10 protein-coding genes and 1 tRNA gene are annotated in these 16,259 nt (G+C 64.2%); 3 read left to right on the top strand and 8 right to left on the bottom strand.

Annotated elements, in window-relative coordinates:
* Positions 1–41 precede the first annotated feature (41 nt).
* The 6 genes from gltB to V6M50_RS17515 all read right to left on the bottom strand — a co-directional run bounded on the left by gltB (position 42) and on the right by V6M50_RS17515 (position 9,841).
* Positions 42–4,565, bottom strand: coding sequence for a glutamate synthase large subunit (gltB, locus tag V6M50_RS17540; protein WP_332819871.1), 4,524 nt, complete (start codon positions 4,563–4,565; stop codon positions 42–44).
* A 118-nt stretch (positions 4,566–4,683) separates the two neighbouring features.
* Positions 4,684–5,856, bottom strand: a complete 1,173-nt coding sequence (locus tag V6M50_RS17535) for a DUF2059 domain-containing protein (protein ID WP_332819870.1) — start codon at positions 5,854–5,856, stop codon at positions 4,684–4,686.
* Between the two features lie 29 nt (positions 5,857–5,885).
* Entirely contained in the window at positions 5,886–6,542 is a 657-nt protein-coding gene (locus V6M50_RS17530; protein ID WP_332819869.1) for a DUF2059 domain-containing protein, read from the bottom strand.
* The gene (locus tag V6M50_RS17525) at positions 6,500–7,942 is read right to left on the bottom strand and encodes an NAD(P)-dependent oxidoreductase (RefSeq protein ID WP_332819868.1); all 1,443 of its coding nucleotides are present in this window, start codon (positions 7,940–7,942) and stop codon (positions 6,500–6,502) included. Before V6M50_RS17525 ends, V6M50_RS17530 begins: the two co-directional genes overlap by 43 nt.
* Positions 7,943–8,102: 160 nt before the next feature.
* Positions 8,103–8,903 carry an undecaprenyl-diphosphate phosphatase gene (locus tag V6M50_RS17520; RefSeq protein ID WP_332819867.1) on the bottom strand — a complete coding sequence of 267 codons (801 nt, stop codon included), beginning with the start codon at positions 8,901–8,903 and terminating at the stop codon, positions 8,103–8,105.
* Entirely contained in the window at positions 8,903–9,841 is a 939-nt protein-coding gene (locus V6M50_RS17515; RefSeq protein ID WP_332819866.1) for a complex I NDUFA9 subunit family protein, read from the bottom strand. Before V6M50_RS17515 ends, V6M50_RS17520 begins: the two co-directional genes overlap by 1 nt.
* A 201-nt stretch (positions 9,842–10,042) precedes the next feature.
* On the opposite strand from V6M50_RS17515, the gene V6M50_RS17510 reads away from it, so the two are divergent.
* Both V6M50_RS17510 and V6M50_RS17505 read left to right on the top strand, forming a co-directional pair.
* A tRNA-Leu gene (locus tag V6M50_RS17510) sits at positions 10,043–10,129 on the top strand.
* A gap of 187 nt (positions 10,130–10,316) precedes the next feature.
* On the top strand, positions 10,317–11,546 hold the full coding sequence (locus V6M50_RS17505) for a tyrosine-type recombinase/integrase (protein ID WP_332819896.1): 1,230 nt from the start codon (positions 10,317–10,319) through the stop codon (positions 11,544–11,546).
* 465 nt (positions 11,547–12,011) lie between these two features.
* Here V6M50_RS17505 and V6M50_RS17500 read toward each other — a convergent pair whose 3' ends face one another.
* Positions 12,012–12,482, bottom strand: a complete 471-nt coding sequence (locus tag V6M50_RS17500) for a DUF3237 domain-containing protein (protein ID WP_332819865.1) — start codon at positions 12,480–12,482, stop codon at positions 12,012–12,014.
* A 68-nt stretch (positions 12,483–12,550) separates the two neighbouring features.
* Positions 12,551–14,737: a TonB-dependent receptor gene (locus V6M50_RS17495; protein ID WP_332819864.1), complete on the bottom strand. Its 2,187-nt coding sequence runs from the start codon at positions 14,735–14,737 to the stop codon at positions 12,551–12,553.
* Positions 14,738–14,918: 181 nt separating this feature from the next.
* Here V6M50_RS17495 and V6M50_RS17490 point away from each other — a divergent pair, with 181 nt between their 5' ends.
* Entirely contained in the window at positions 14,919–16,256 is a 1,338-nt protein-coding gene (locus V6M50_RS17490) for a spinster family MFS transporter (protein WP_332819863.1), read from the top strand.
* Positions 16,257–16,259 lie beyond the last annotated feature (3 nt).

Genomic DNA, 16,259 nt, shown 5'->3' with positions numbered 1-16,259 from the left:
CCGCGCGGCGGTGCGACAGGCCGCATCGTCGTCGCGACGGATCATTCCGCCGCAACCACCTCGGCCGCGGCATCGTTGAGCGGATGCGCGAGGCGGCTGAGCATTTCCTTCGGGCACACCTGCCAGAACTGGTCCCGCCAGCGGTCCCAGTCGGCGAGGACTTCGCTCGACCATTTGCTGCCGGTGGCCTTCGCATGATCCTCGACCAGATCCTTCAGCACCGTTTCCCAATGGGCGCTGTCGATGCGCTGCCAGACGATCGATTCGGCGTTGGCGCGGCGCTCGAACTGGCCGTCGGTGTCGAGGATGAAGGCCATGCCGCCGGTCATGCCCGCCCCGAAGTTCGAGCCAACGGGGCCAAGGATCACGGCGGTGCCGCCGGTCATATATTCGCAGCCGTTGGCGCCGCAGCCCTCGACGACGACCTTCGCGCCCGAATTGCGGACCGCGAAGCGTTCGCCCGCCTGACCCGCCGCGAGCAGCGTGCCCGACGTCGCGCCGTAGAGGACGGTGTTGCCGATGATGCTGTTGTGCTGGCTGACGAGCGGGCTGGAGACCGTGGGCCGCACGACGATGCGGCCGCCCGACAATCCCTTGCCGACATAGTCGTTCGCGTCGCCGAACACTTCCAATGTGATGCCGCTGCACAGGAAGGCGCCCAATGACTGACCCGCAGTGCCGCGCAGGCGAACCTGCACATGATTGTCGGCAAGACCGCTCATCCCGAAGCGCGCGGTGACCTCGGCCGACAGGCGCGTGCCGACGGCGCGATGCGTGTTGCGGACATTATAGGTCAGCTGCATGCGTTCGCCGCGTTCGAACAGCGGCTTGGCGTCGTTCAGGATCTGCGCGTCGAGGCTGTCGGGCACCGGGTTGCGGAGCAGCCCGGCGGATCGGCGCTCATTGTCGGGCGCATCGACCTTCGCGAGGATCGGGTTGAGGTCGAGGTCATCGAGATGCTCGGCGCCGCGGCTGACCTGGCGCAGCAATTCGGTGCGGCCGATGATCTCGTCGAGGCTGCGATAGCCGAGGCGCGCCAGGATTTCGCGCACTTCCTCGGCGATGAAGGTCATCAGATTGATGACCTTTTCGGGGCTGCCGGTGAATTTGGCGCGCAGCTTTTCGTCCTGCGTGCATACCCCGACGGGGCAGGTGTTCGAATGGCACTGGCGCACCATGATACAGCCCATCGCGACGAGGCTGAGCGTCCCGATGCCATATTCTTCGGCACCGAGAATCGCGGCAATGACGATGTCGCGTCCGGTCTTGAGCCCGCCGTCGGTGCGCAGGCGAATGCGATGGCGGAGGCCGTTGAGGGTCAGCACCTGATTGACTTCGGAGAGGCCCATTTCCCACGGGGTGCCGGCATATTTGACGCTCGTCTGTGGGCTCGCGCCGGTGCCGCCGGTGTTGCCCGCGACGAGGATGACGTCGGCATGTGCCTTGGCGACACCCGCCGCGACGGTGCCGATGCCCGCGCTCGACACGAGCTTGACGCAGACGCGCGCCTTGGGGTTGATCTGCTTCAGGTCGTAGATGAGCTGCGCCAGATCCTCGATCGAATAGATGTCGTGGTGCGGCGGCGGCGAGATGAGCGTCACCCCCGGCGTCGCATGGCGCAGCCGCGCGATGAATTCGGTGACCTTGAAGCCCGGAAGCTGGCCGCCCTCGCCGGGCTTGGCGCCCTGCGCGACCTTGATTTCGATCTCGTCGCACGCGCCGAGATATTCGGCGGTGACACCGAAACGTCCGCTCGCGATCTGTTTGATGTTGCTGTTGGCATTGTCGCCATTGGCATAGGGCTGGTAGCGTTCGCTCGCTTCGCCGCCTTCGCCCGACACGGCTTTTGCGCCGATGCGGTTCATCGCGATCGCCAGCGTCTCATGCGCTTCGGGCGACAGCGCGCCGAGCGACATGCCCGGGGTGACGAAGCGCTTGCGGATCTCGGTGATCGCCTCGACGCTGTCGAGCGCGATACCCTGCGCCGGATAGTTGAACTCCATCAGGTCGCGCAGATAGACTGGCGGCAGGTCGGCGACCCCGCGCGCGAATTGCAGATAGGTCGAATAGCTGTCGGTCGCCACCGCGGTCTGGAGCAGGTGCATCAACTGCGCCGAATAGGCATGCGTCTCGCCGCCCGCGCGCTGACGATAGAAGCCGCCGATGGGAAGGGTGGTGACACGCTTGTCGAAGGCGGCCTCATGCTTCTCGGTCGCGTTGATGAACAGCGACTGGTAACCCTCGCCCGAAATCTTTGCCGGCATGCCGGGAAAGAGGTCGTTGACGAGCGCGCGGGAGAGGCCGACCGCCTCGAAATTATAGCCGCCGCGGTAGCTGGAGATCACCGCGATCCCCATCTTCGCGAGGATCTTGAGCAAGCCGTCGTCGATCGCCTTGCGGAAACGCAGACGGCAATCGTCGAGCGACAGGGTGCCGAACAGTCCGCGCGCCTGGCGATCGGCGATCGCGGCTTCGGCGAGGTAAGCGTGGACCGTCGTCGCGCCGACCCCGACGAGCACCGCAAAGGCGTGGGTGTCGAGCACTTCGGCCGAGCGGACGTTGATCGAGGCATAGCTGCGCAGCCCCTTGCGCACGAGATGGGTGTGGACCGCGGCTGCGGCGAGCACCATCGCCATGCCGATGCGGCCTTCACCGATCGACTGGTCGGTCAGGAATAATTCGCTGCGTCCCGCGCGCACTGCATCCTCGGCCTCGCGGCGGACGCGCGCGATCGCCTCGCGCAATGTCGCCGCGTCGCCGCCGACCTTGAAGGTGCAATCAATGTCGGCGACCGCATCGCCGAAATAGGCGCGGAGGCGATCCCAGTCGTCGCCGACCAGCACCGGCGAATCGATGACGAGCACATGCTCGCTCTGCCCCTTTTCATCGAGGATGTTGGCGAGATTGGCGAAACGCGTCTTCAGGCTCATCACATGGCGTTCGCGCAAGCTGTCGATCGGCGGGTTGGTGACCTGGCTGAAATTCTGGCGAAAGAATTGCGCGACGTGGCGTGGCTTGTCCGAAATGACGGCGAGCGGCGTGTCGTCGCCCATCGATCCGATCGCTTCCTTGGCGTCCTCGACCATGGGTGAGAGGATCAGTTCCATATCCTCCATGGTCAGCCCGGCGGCGACCTGGCGGCGGAGCAGTTCGCTGCGGTCGAAGACGGGCAGGCTCGACTTTCCGCCCTTGGGCAGGTCGGCCATGGTGCGGAAGCCCCGGACGCGTGAGCGATAGTCCTGCGCGTCGGCGATCTTGTCCTTGATCGCGAGATCTTCGTACAAAACGCCTTCTTCGAGGTCGACGGCGATCATCTGGCCGGGGCCGAGGCGGCCTTTCTTGCGGATGCTCGCCTCGGGCAGCAGCACCATGCCGCTTTCCGAGCCAACGACGAGCAGATTGTCGGCGGTCAGCGTGTAGCGCAGCGGACGCAGCGCGTTGCGGTCCATGCCGGCAACCGCCCAGCGGCCGTCGGTCATCGCGAGCGCGGCGGGGCCATCCCACGGCTCCATGACGCTGGCGAGATAGCTATACATCGCGCGGTGGTTGTCGGGCACGTCGCATTCGTTGGTCCACGCTTCGGGAACGAGGATCAGCTTTGCGGTCGGCGCGTCGCGGCCGGCGCGGCACAGCGTTTCGAACACCGCGTCGAGCGCGGCGGTGTCGCTGGCGCCCGCCGGGATCACCGGCTTGATGTCTTCCGAATGCTCGCCGAACGCGAGGCTCGCCATCTTGATCTCGTGGCTCTTCATCCAGTTCTTGTTGCCGCGGATCGTGTTGATCTCGCCATTATGCGCGAGGCAGCGGAACGGCTGGGCGAGCCACCATTGCGGGAAGGTGTTGGTCGAATAGCGCTGATGGAAGATCGCCACCCGGCTTTCGAACAGCTTGCTCGTGAGGTCGGGGAAGAAATCGGCGAGGCTTTCGGCGAGGAAGAGGCCCTTGTAGATGATCGAGCGGCACGACAGGCTGCAGATGTAGAAGTCGGCGATCTGCGCCGCGATGACCTTTTTCTCGATGCGGCGGCGGACGAGATAGAGCTGCTTTTCGAACTCGGCGAGCGACTGCTCGTCGGGCAGGGGCCCCGCGATCATGATCTGCTCGATCTCGGGGCGCGTGCGCTGCGCCTTGTCGCCGATCACCGACACGTCGACCGGCACCTGGCGCCAGCCATAGATGGTGAAGCCCGCGTCGATGATCTCGGCCTCGACGATTGTGCGGCATTCCTCCTGCGCGCCGAGGTCGGTGCGCGGCAGGAAGACCATGCCGACCGCGAGGCGGTTCGGGCGCACCTTGTGCCCCGACGCGGCGATCGCATCGTCGAAGAAGCGCACCGGCAGGTCGACATGGATGCCCGCGCCGTCACCCGTTTTGCCGTCGGCATCGACCGCGCCGCGGTGCCAGACCGCGCGCAGCGCCTCGATCGCCGCCTCGACGACGCGGCGCGACGCCTTGCCGTCGGTCGCCGCAACGAGCCCGACGCCGCAGGCATCCGATTCCATGTCGGGGCGATACATGCCTTCGGCGGCAAGCCGTGCGTGCTCGGGGGTGGGATAATGGGTCATCTTATTCGTCCTGTCGGGTTCTGTTTCCCTGATCGTCATCCGGCGAGGGCCGGGATCTCATCGGTGTGTTCTAACTCGACCGTCGAGATCCCGGCCTTCGCCGGGATGACGCATGGCTTTAATCTGGCAGCTTCTTGCGCGCGTTGGCGGCCGCCTCCTCGGCGGCTTCTTGTGCTGCGATCGACGCGTTTTCATATGCAGTCTCAAGGTCCTCGACGCGCTTCAGGTCGGCGGCCGACCAGTTGCTGCGGTCATAGGCGGGGTCCATCGCTTCACCCTCGGCGGCAATGGCAGCGGCATCCGCCGCTTCGGCGGCAGCATCAGCGGCATAATCGTCCGTCGAGCTGGCATCCGCCGCATCCGCCTCGGTCGCCATCGCGGCATCGTCGGTTGCTTCGACGGCGTCGGTTTTCCACATGTCGCGCTGTTCTTTCAGCACCTTCACATCGACCTTCATCAGCTTCGCGAGCTTCGAAAGCTCCTTGTCACTCATGTCGGAGAGCTGCTTTTCCTTGGGCAGCTCCTTCATGTCCTTCTCGATCGTTGGCGCACGATCGATGAATTTGGTGACCAGCGGGGGAAGCGCCCGCATCACGGCGACCATCACTTCGGGATCGGCCTGCAGCGCCATCCATTCGCCGGCATAGAGGCTGCCCGTCGGGGTCGCGAGAAAGCTGTTGAGGTCGGTGAGCTGCGCCGCGGTGAACTTGCGGGCATAGGCCTTGGCCATGCCGTCGCGCATCGGCGTTTCCATGTCGGCCAGCGCTTCGCTGATCAGCGGCTTGATGACCTTGGTGATCTGCTCCTCACGTTCCTTGCGGTGCGGGTCGAACATGTCGGCGATCTTGACCTTCGTCGCCTCGTCGAGCGCCGAAATCTTTTCATTATCGACCCCGGTGTTGATCGAGATCATCAGGTCGGACTGGCCGCCCATCTCGCCCATGATCGTCTTGAACATCTTGCCGTACAGATTGTCGATCATCTTCTCGAGGCTGCCGGCGGGGATCAGCGCGCTCATCGTTTTTTGCCCGAGTGCGAGCCGTGCGGGCTCGATCGGCGGCAGGCTGTTCGTGTCGAACATCTTTTCGATGAGCGCGACGGCTTCGTCCATCTCGCGCTGCATTTTCGCCTTCGACGCTTCGGCAGAGGCTTCGCTGTCGGTCTCGGTCTGCGCTTCGTCTGCGATAACGGCTTCGGCCACCGGCGCCTCCTCCGGCGCGGCATAGGCCTGCGCGCCCAGCGGCAGCATCGCGATCGCCCCGGCGAGTAGTATCGATTTCAGAGTGGTCATGGCTCGGGTCCTTCCCAGGATTTTCGTGGTCACGCTTTTTCCTCCTCGATGGGACGACCCAATATTTTTTCCAGTTCCTCTTGCAGCGTTTTCAGTTCCTCGGGCAGCTTTTCCATGCTTTTCGTCATCGAATTGCGCTGCCATGCGGCAACGTCGGGATCGGACATGATCCCCGTGGATTCCGTCACGTAAAGCTGACCGGTCGGCGTGCGAAAGAAGGCGTGCATTTCTTCCATTTGCGCGGCGGTGAAGCGTCGCGCGTAGGCCCGCGACATGGCTTCGATCAATTCCGGCATTTGGGCCTTGAGCTGATCGATCGCCAACTGTGTTTGACGCGCGATAAAGCGATCGAAAAGCTTCGCGACGTCAGGATTTTTGAGCGCGCCGTCCGTCTCGAGGCGCTCTCTGATGCTGGGCGTGAAATTGGCCATTATCGCGGTTATCATCTGCTCGACCATGGCATCGCGTTGTCCGGGAGGCATCATGGTCGACATCAATTGCTCTGCGGCCGTCAGTCGCTCGGCAGTAGGCTGGGTGACAGTCGCAGGTATCTCGGCGCGCGCCGAAATCGGCATCGCAACGAGTGCGACGCCGAACAGCGCGGATTTCCATCTTGGCATAAGCATGATCTTTCCCCTGTTGGTCATGCTGCCTTCTTTTCGCTTTTCGCCTTCGCTTTCAACCATTTCGACATCTGCTCGCTGACATCGCGTCCGTCGCGGATGCCCCAGACGACCAGGCTGGCGCCGCGGACGATGTCGCCCGCCGCAAAAACCCCCGGCAAACTGGTCATCATCGTCTGGTGATCGACGCGCAGCGTGCCCCAGCGCGTGACCGACAGATCGGGCGAACCGAACAGGTGCGGCAGCTCCTCGGGGTCGAAGCCCAGCGCCTTGATCACCATGTCGGCGGGCACATCGAACTTGCGGCCGGGATCGGCCTCGGGACTGCGGCGGCCGCTCGCGTCGGGCGCGCCGAGGCGCATCCCCGCGACGGCAACTTGCTTGACGCTTTTGTCGGCGGTGAAGCTTTCGGGCGCCGACAACCAGACGAATTCGACGCCTTCCTCCTCGGCGTTCGACACTTCGCGCAGCGATCCCGGCATATTCTCGCGGTCGCGGCGATAGAGGCATTTGACCGACCTTGCGCCCTGGCGGACGGCGGTGCGGACGCAGTCCATTGCGGTGTCGCCGCCGCCGATCACGACGACATGCTTGCCCTCGGCATTCAGCCGGCCATCGTCAAATGCGGGAACTTCGTCGCCAAAGCCCTTGCGGTTCGACGCGATCAGATAGTCGAGCGCGGCGATCACCCCCTCGGCGCCATTGCCGGGCACGTTGATCTCGCGCGCCTTGTAGACGCCGGTCGCGATCAGCAGCGCGTCGTGCTTTTGCCGGAGCTCGTCGAGCGTCGCGTCGCCGCCGACCTCGAAACCGAGGTGGAAATGGATACCGCCTGTCGCGAGCCGGTCGATGCGGCGCATCACCACATCCTTCTCCAGCTTGAAGCCGGGGATGCCATAGGTGAGGAGGCCGCCGGCGCGGTCGTGGCGGTCATAGACATGCACCTCATGCCCCTGGACGCGCAGATATTCGGCGGCGGTCAGCCCCGCGGGCCCCGCGCCGACGATGCCGACCGACTGGCCCGTCGCCGCGCCGGGGTGCAGCGGTTCGACCCAGCCCTCAGCCCAGGCGGTGTCAGTGATATATTTTTCGACGCTGCCGATCGTGACCGCGCCATGGCCCGAAAATTCGATGACGCAATTGCCTTCGCACAGGCGATCCTGCGGGCAGATGCGGCCGCAGATCTCGGGCATCGTCGAGGTCGCGTTGCTGAGTTCATAGGCCTCGCGCAGCCGGCCTTCGGCGGTCAGGCGCAGCCAGTCGGGAATGTGATTGTGCAGCGGGCAGTGCACCGAGCAATAGGGCACGCCGCACTGCGAACAGCGCGCGGCCTGCGCGTCGGCGTCGGGCGCGGCATAGCGTTCCGCAATCTCGCGAAAGTCGCGCGCGCGGTCTTCGGCGGAGCGCTTGTCCGGATAATGTTGTTCACGCCCCACAAATTGGAGCATGCTGTCGGCAGCCATTGCTATTTCCCCTTCGCTGAAGGGCGAATTGCATGCCGCCAAACGGCCTGTCACGGAAGAATATCGAGATAGGTCAATATTACTGACCTTAAATTGACATCAAAACGATGTCGAAACCGCTCTGCGCAATTATCTTTCGCAAATTAGTACCGATTTGGTCCTATCTCATCGCGAGCCAGATCAGCGCGGCGCCGCCGACGATGATTCGATACCAGGCAAAGGGTGCGAAGCCATAGCGCGTCACCACGGCCAGAAACCCCTTGATCACCGCCCATGCCACGACGAAAGAAACGAACGCACCGACCGCGATCAGCCCAAGGTCGTTGCTGCTGATCGCGTCGCGGTGCTTGAACAGTTGCAGCACGGTTGCGCCGCTCAGCGTCGGCAGCGCAAGGAAGAAGCTGAACTCGGCGGCGGTCTTGCGGTCGACGCCGAACGACATCGCGCCGAGGATCGTCGCGCCCGAGCGGCTGACGCCCGGGATCATCGCGATGCACTGGACGAGGCCGATCAGGATCGACTGCCGCGTCGACAGCGCGGCGACGCCGCCGCTCTCCTTCGGCTTGGCGAAGCGTTCGACGAGCAGGATGGCAAATCCGCCGATGATCAGCGCCCAGGCGACGACCACGGCATTTTCGAGCAACAGTTCGATATAGTCGCCGAGCGCGAGCCCCAGCACGACCGCCGGGAAGAAGGCGAGCAGCAGATTGCGGACAAAGGCGATCGCCACCGGATCGCGGCGGAAGAAGCCGGTGAACATGTCCCAGAACAATTGCCGGTACAGCACGACGATCGCGAGGATCGCGCCTGGCTGGATCGCGATGTTGAAGATCGCCCAGCGCGATGCGTCATAACCGAGCAGCTCGGTCGCGAGGATGAGGTGGCCCGTCGAGGAGACGGGCAGGAATTCGGTCAGACCCTCGACGATGCCGAGGATGATGACGGTCAGCCAGATAGTCATCAGTGCGAGGCGAGCTGTGCAAAGCGGCCGTGACGGCGATATTGGACGAGCCAGTCGTCGGCGACCGACGCCAGCGAGGTTGCGGTAACGCCTAGTTCGGTCAGCCCCGCGGCGCCCTCCGCGACGACATTGTCATGCTGCAGCATCAGCCACTGGTCCTTGGTGATCGGCGCGCCGGGCGCCCAGCCGAAACCGGTCGCAAGCGCCGAGGCGGCGACGTCGGGGACATCGACGAACAGCGGCTTGCGCCCCGTCGCTTCGGCGATCCAGCGCAGCAGTTCGGCCATGGTCAGCACCTGCGGCCCGCCGATCTCGAACGTCTTGCCCACGGCCTTGTCTTCCAGCGCGGCGACGACCGCGTCGGCAACGTCGCCGACATAGGCGGGCTGGAACTTCGCGCCCGGCGCGATCACCGGGACGACGGGCGACATGCGGATCATCGCGGCGAAGCGATTGATGAACTGGTCCTCGCGGCCGAAGATGATCGAGGGGCGCAGGATTGCGGCATCGGCAAAGGCCGCGCGTACCGCCGCCTCGCCATCGCCCTTGCTGCGGCCGTAAACCGATGCGCTGGCGCGATCGGCGCCGATCGCCGACACATGGACGAGCGAACTGGCGCCCGCCGCCTTGGCCGCGGCCGCGACATGCCCCGCGCCGTCGGCCTGCACCGCCTGCATATCGTCGAACGCACCGGCGAGGTTGATCACCGCGTCGCTGCCCTGCACCGCGCGGAGGACGCTGGCGGGGTCGCGGACGTCCGCGGCGACGAACTGCGTCTGGCCGAGCCCGCCCAGCGGTTTCAGGAAGGTCGCGGCGCGCGGTTCGCGCTGCGCGATGCGGACGCGCGCGCCGCGCGCAAGCAGCCTTTGCACGACATAGCGGCCAAGGAAGCCGCCGCCGCCCAGCACCGTGATCAATTGTCCGTCGAATTTCCGCATCGCGTCCGCCTGTTGTCGATTCTCTGGCTGGCGCGAGGCGCGCCATGCGCGTTCCCCATGCCGCGAAGCGGGGAAGGGGGCAAGGGCCGAAGGCGGCCCTGCCATGCCAAAGCGGCGCCTTTGCGATAAAATGTGCATCGGTTGGCGCGCCGCGGTTGACAAGCCGCTAGGCGCGCCGCTAAGCGCCCGCTCCTACCCCGTGCCCAGATGGCGGAATTGGTAGACGCACCAGCTTCAGGTGCTGGCGATCGCAAGGTCGTGGAGGTTCGAGTCCTCTTCTGGGCACCATTTGTTCTTCCGGGGATGTCCAGAGGCGTCTGCGGAAGCGCTAGAAAAACCTAGCTTTTTCTGCTATAACTTCAAAATGAAATCCGCCGGGATCCGGGGCCGTTCGAGGCGATACCCTGACCCGTCCATCACCCTTTTGGGTGTTTTTGATGGCATCCTGCCGGCGCGATGGACTGGAGTTTGCACCGTGGCGCTGACGAACAGGATCGTGAGGGAAGCGCGGCCAAGAGAGAAGCCCTATAAGCTTGCCGATATGGACGGCCTTTACCTGCTGGTGCAGCCCAATGGCAGGAGGCTGTGGAGATGGAACTATCGCTATCTGAACAAGCACAAGACCGTTGCCTTTGGAATTTGGCCGGATGTCGAACTGGACGAGGCGGGGCATCTTTTAGCCAAGGCGCGAAAAACTCTTGCTGCGGGGAACGATCCCTCGGCGGAAAAGCGCAAAGAGCGTGCCGCATCGATCGGCGCAGCAGCCAACACCTTCAAGATAATTGCGGAGGAGTGGGTTAAGAAGCAGGAACGAGAAGGGCTGGCCGAAATCACGCTGGAGAAAATCCGGTGGCTGCTCGCCAAAGCTTATCGGTCCATTGGCAATCGTGCGATCGATGAGATCGGAGCGCAAGACGTGCTCGCTGCCCTACGCAAGGTAGAAGCCGAAGGTCGCTATGAAAGCGCTCGGCGCATGCGTAGCGTGATAAGTCGTGTGTTCCGCTACGCGATTGCCACCGCGCGTGCCCAGCGTGATGTCGCTGCCGATTTGCGGGGAGCCCTCATCACCCCTAAGCCCAAACACCTGTCCGCAATCACGACTGCCAAAGAGGTCGGTGCGTTGATGCGGGCGATTGAGGGCCATTCAGGCCACGCGATCACGCTGCTCGCTCTCCGGATGACTCCACACGTGTTTGTTCGGCCTGGCGAACTTCGGCAGGCGGAATGGGACGAGTTCGACATCGAAAAGTGCGTCTGGTCGATTCCGGCGGAGAAAATGAAGATGCGGCGTCCCCATCGCGTGCCGCTGTCCAAGCAGGTCATGGCAATATTGGAGGAGCTTGATGCTCTGACCGGTGACGGGAAGTATCTATTTCCGTCGTTCCGAAGCCGGTGGCGGCCGATGTCGGAGAATAGCATCAACGCGGCATTGCGGCGCTTGGGTTATAGCCAAGGCCAAATGACTGCCCATGGTTTTCGGGCGACGGCCGCAACGTTGCTCAACGAAATGGGAACCTGGTCGGTTGACGCAATCGAGCGCCAGCTCGCCCACCAAGAAGGTGGCGTGCGCCGTGCCTATGCGCGCGGCGAATATTGGGAAGAGCGGGTCAAGATGATGCAGCACTGGTCTGATCACCTCGATGTTTTGTGCAAAGGAGCGCAGATCGTGACCGGCCGTTTCCCGAAGCGCGAGAATGCGGAATAGGAGTGGGGGTGTTCCCTAGCGGCCGCTTTGCGCCTCATAGCGGACATCTGGGCCTGCTCTTGGACAGATCGAAATCAGACGAGGGATGGGTCGCTCACACAGGGGAAGATCGACCAGGTGCTTCTCGACCGGTGCGTGCCGGCCCCGGACGACTTGAGTTATTCGTTCCCGCGCGGGTCGGATATCTTCATCCTCGAATTCCTCGCGATCCCTCACGCGCTGCGCGCCATTCGGAGATTCAATCTGACCCACATGAACCGGGGCAGGAACGCCTGTCTGGCCAGCCATTCCTGTAGCGTGGCAGACGGGGGAAGGCGCTCCCCGACACGCAATAATCGGCCTGATCCGGCTCCATAGCGGAGCATCTCGTTTATACCGAGAGGGTCGGCCTGCGTTTTCTGGCGAGCGGCCACGAGGTCCGCTACTCGCTCCGGGAAGCCCGATTTCGCCGGCGATCGGACCCTCCTAGAGCAACTCGAATATATCGTAGCGTACCGCGCCGCCGATGCTGGCGCCGAGCCCGACGGCGACGATGTCGTTGAGCCATAGGTAACGCTCGTCGCCGGTCTCGAACATCGGCGTCGTACGGAAATAGACCTCGGCCTTTTCCTCCGGTGTCCGCGGGCCGCCGCCCCGCGCATGTTTGTGCGCGGCCGACAGCGGGCGCAGCACACCGCGATAGGAGACATAGATCAGCGCGCCGTCGTGCGTTTCCATCGTGATGCGTGCGTCGAGCCGCAGCGTGTCATTGTCGTCGATCGTCGCCCAGTCGCCGCCGCTCGGCATCACGCGGCCGTGCAGCCGTTCGCCCGTGACCTCGCCGCCGGTCAGCGCGGCGATCATACGGCGCCCGAAATGCGCCTTGCCGATCATCTGCTGCGGCTCGGTGAAGCTGGCCTTGTAGGAACAAAGATAGCGGAAACGGGGTCCTTCCATCGGTCATCCTTTCGATGAATGCAGGGGAAGGGGCGCGGCGGCGAAAGAGGTGTCGCCGCGCCCGCGGGTCACATCTTGAATGCGACCGTTACGCCATAGGTGCGCGGCGGCGCGTAAGGCGTCAGGATCTGGCGGAAGGGGCCGAAATAGGTAACATAGGTCGGCGTCAACTCGTCGGTCAGATTCTTGCCCCACAGCGAGACTTCCCAACGATCGTCGGGTCCCGAGAGCGACAGGCGCGCATCCAGATTGTCGTGCGAAGGCCAGAGCTGCTGCGGGATGTTCGACGCCTCGAAAAAGGCGTCGTCGACCCAGCTGTAGTCGACGCGCAGCTTTGCCGACAGGTCGGCGACCGGGGTTTCGAACTGGCCGCCGATGTTGAACTTGTTCTTCGGCGAGCGCGGCAGCTGGTTGCCGGTATAGTTCAGGCCCGGGATCGTATATTCGGTGAACTTCGCATCGAGATACGCATAGCTGCCGTCGATCTGGAAACCCTCGAACGGCCGCGCGACGGCTTCGATTTCGATCCCCTTGATGCGCGCCTTCGCCGCATTGCTGACGACGACGCAGCACAGCGGGACGAGCTGCGAAATCTGGAGGTCCGAATAGTCGGTGCGGAACGCAGCAACATTGAGCCGCAGACGGCGGTCGAACCAGTCGGTCTTTGCGCCGATTTCATAACCCCATGCGAATTCGGGGTCATAAGGGGTCGAGGCACCCGCCGCGGTTCCCGAGAGCCCTTGGAAACCGCCGCTCTTGTAGCCGCGCGCGACCGAGCCGTAGAGCAGGATGTCGTCGGTGGCCTTCCAGTTGAGCGCGAAGCGCGGCGTGAAGGCCTTCCAGTTCTTCTTGCCATTCACGTCATAGCCGGCGAGCGATCCCAGCGGCGGCGGCAGGCCGGGACCGCTGTCGGCCTTGAAGCCCGCGAAGCGGCCGCTCTTGCGCTCCCACGTCATGCGCGCGCCGAGCGTCGCGGTCAGCGACGGCACGATCTCGACATCGACCTGCCCGAAAACCGCGATGCTGCGCGCATTGACCGATTGCGGATAAATGCCGATCCCCGAATTGGCGGGGCTCGGAAAATCCTGGATCTGCCCTTCGACGCGGTCGTTATTCTCCTTCAGGAAATAGACGCCTGTCTGACCCTTCAGGCGGCCGCCCCATGCGTCGAAGGACAGGCGCAGTTCCTGGCTGAACTGGCTGTTGTCCTCCTCGCCGAAGCTCGTCGATTCGATCTGCGCCGGCGGGTTGATCGGGTTGCTGAAGAAGGGAGTGACGAAGTTGAACTTCACCTTGCGCAGCGCGGTGAGCGAGGTCAGCGTCCCGAACGGCAGGTCGAGATTGGCCTCGGCCGAATAGGTCTGGATCGTCCGTTTGACCTCGCCGTCGATATAGGCGTTCACGACGCGCGGATCGGGGTTGATGCCGACGCAGTGGATGCCGCCCTGAAAGCTGGTGTCGCAATTATTGTGGCGCGGATTGCCCTTCTGGTCCTGATGCGACACGTCGGCGCGCAGGACGATGTCGAGCGTGTCGGTCGGCACGAAACGCAAAGCGAGCCGCCCGGTCGTCAGGTTGAGGTCGTTGACGTCGTTGCCCGTCGTCTCGTTATATTCGAAGCCGTCGCGCTGCTTGTGCGACAGCCCCGCCGACAGATAGATTTTGTCGGTGAGCGCCATATTGCCGCGCGCGATGACACCGAAGCGGTCGTAATTGCCGTAGGTGCCCTCGAAAAAGAAGCTGGTCTCGTCGGTCGGCTTGCGGCTGATGAACTGCACGAGGCCGCCGATCGCATTCTTGCCGAACAGCGTGCCCTGCGGCCCGCGCAGCACCTCGACGCGTTCGAGGTCGAGCGCGTCGAGGTCGGGGGTGCCACCGCGTCCGGCATAGACGCCGTCTACGAAGACGACCACCGACGGGTCGCCGCCGGCGTTCTGGCTGATCCCCGGCGCGCTGCCGATGCCGCGCATCGCGAAGTTGGTGTTGATCGGGTCGACCGCGCTCACCGCAAGGCCCGGAGTGCGGATCGCGATGTCCTGCACCGTTTCGATGCTGTTGTCGCGAAGCTGCTCGGCGCCGAAGGCGGTGACCGAGACGGGAACATCCTGAAGCCGCTGTTCCTGTCGCTGCGCGGTGACGATGATGTCGCCGCTCGTATCGTCGGCAGCGTCCTGCGCGGCGGCTGCCGCAGGCAGGGCGGCGATCGCCGCGCCGGTGAGGAAAAGGACGGACTGCTTCCTTCGGAAATAGGTCATCTCGCGTCTCCCAACACATTGTTTTTATCCGTGGCCGATCATGCTTGACTCGGCTGCAAAATTACTTAGTTATCTAAGTAAGTGTTTGTATATAGCAGACCGACTTGCGGTGCAAGAGCGAGCGGCATTCGGGAGAAGATGACCGATGGCGACGGAGCGCGCGGGAGTCATATCGCAGGACGTGCCTGTCGCCGAAGCGGGAGGCGCATCGCCCGACTGGCCGCGTCCCGCCTATAGCTGGTACGTCGTCGGCGTCCTGCTGCTCGCCTATACGCTGTCCTTTATCGACCGGATGATTCTCAGCCTGCTCGTCGCGCCGATCCGCGCTGCGCTCGATATCTCGGATACCGAGGTCAGCCTGCTCATCGGGCTCGCCTTCGCGCTTTTTTACACCCTGCTCGGGCTGCCGATCGCGTGGATCGCCGATCGCTGGAACCGGCGCAACCTGATCGTCGCCGGCGTTGCACTATGGAGTGTCATGACCGCGGGTTGCGGCTTTGCGGGCAGTTATGCGACGCTGTTCCTCGCCCGCATGGGGGTCGGGGTAGGCGAGGCAGCGCTGTCGCCCGCCGCCTATTCGATGCTCAGCGACATGTTCCCGCGCGACAAGCTCGCGCGCGCGATGGCGGTCTATTCGATCGGCGTGCCGCTTGGGTCGGGCGTCGCGATGATTCTCGGGTCCTTTGTCGTGCAGGCGGTGCTCGCGTCGCCGATGGTCGACCTGCCACTGATCGGCCCGGTCGAGGCGTGGCGCACGATCTTCCTGTGGGTCGCCGCGCCGGGGCTGCTCGTCTGCCTGTTGCTGCTGACCGTGCGCGAACCGCTGCGGCGCGGACTGCAGCAGGCCGGAACGCGGGGCGCGGCGGCCCCCGGCTTCCTCGCGCATCTGAAGGCGCAGCGCGCCGCGCTGGGGGCGCTGTTCGCGGGCATGTCGCTGATCGGGCTCGTGATGTACGGCGTGATTGCGTGGGTGCCGACCTTCTTCGCGCGCACCTATGGCATGGACGTATCGCAGGCCGGTTTCTGGTTCGGCCTGATCATGGCGACCGGCGGCGCGGCGGGGCTCGTGATGGGCGGGACGCTCGCCGACCGGATGTTCGCGCGCGGCGTTCCCGACGCGCATCTGCGCGTGATGCGCCTGTCGATCCTGCTCGGCGGGCCGCCGTTGCTCGCGGCGGCGCTGATGCCGGACGCGACGCTCGCCTTCGTCATGCTCGCGCTCGCTTTCCCGATGCTGACGATGCACGGAGTCGGCACCGTGGCGCTGCAGTTCATCACGCCGAACGAATATCGCGCGCGCGTCACCGCGCTCTATTTCTTTGTCGTCAACCTGACCGGGCTCGGTTTCGGGCCGATGCTGATGGCCTTGCTCACCGATCATCTCTTCGACGACGACGGCGCGCTGCGCTATTCGATCGCCTTGGTGACGGGTATCGCGCTGCCGCTCGCGGCGATCATTCTCACCGCGGGCTTTTCGGCTTTCGCCCGCGATCTCGCCAGAATGGCGAAGGCCGGTTGACCG

Source organism: Sphingopyxis sp. (assembly GCF_036675685.1).
Taxonomy (GTDB): Bacteria; Pseudomonadota; Alphaproteobacteria; order Sphingomonadales; family Sphingomonadaceae; genus Sphingopyxis.
Note: the sequence above shows the minus strand (reverse complement) of the source record. Positions and strands in the feature narration are given on the sequence as shown.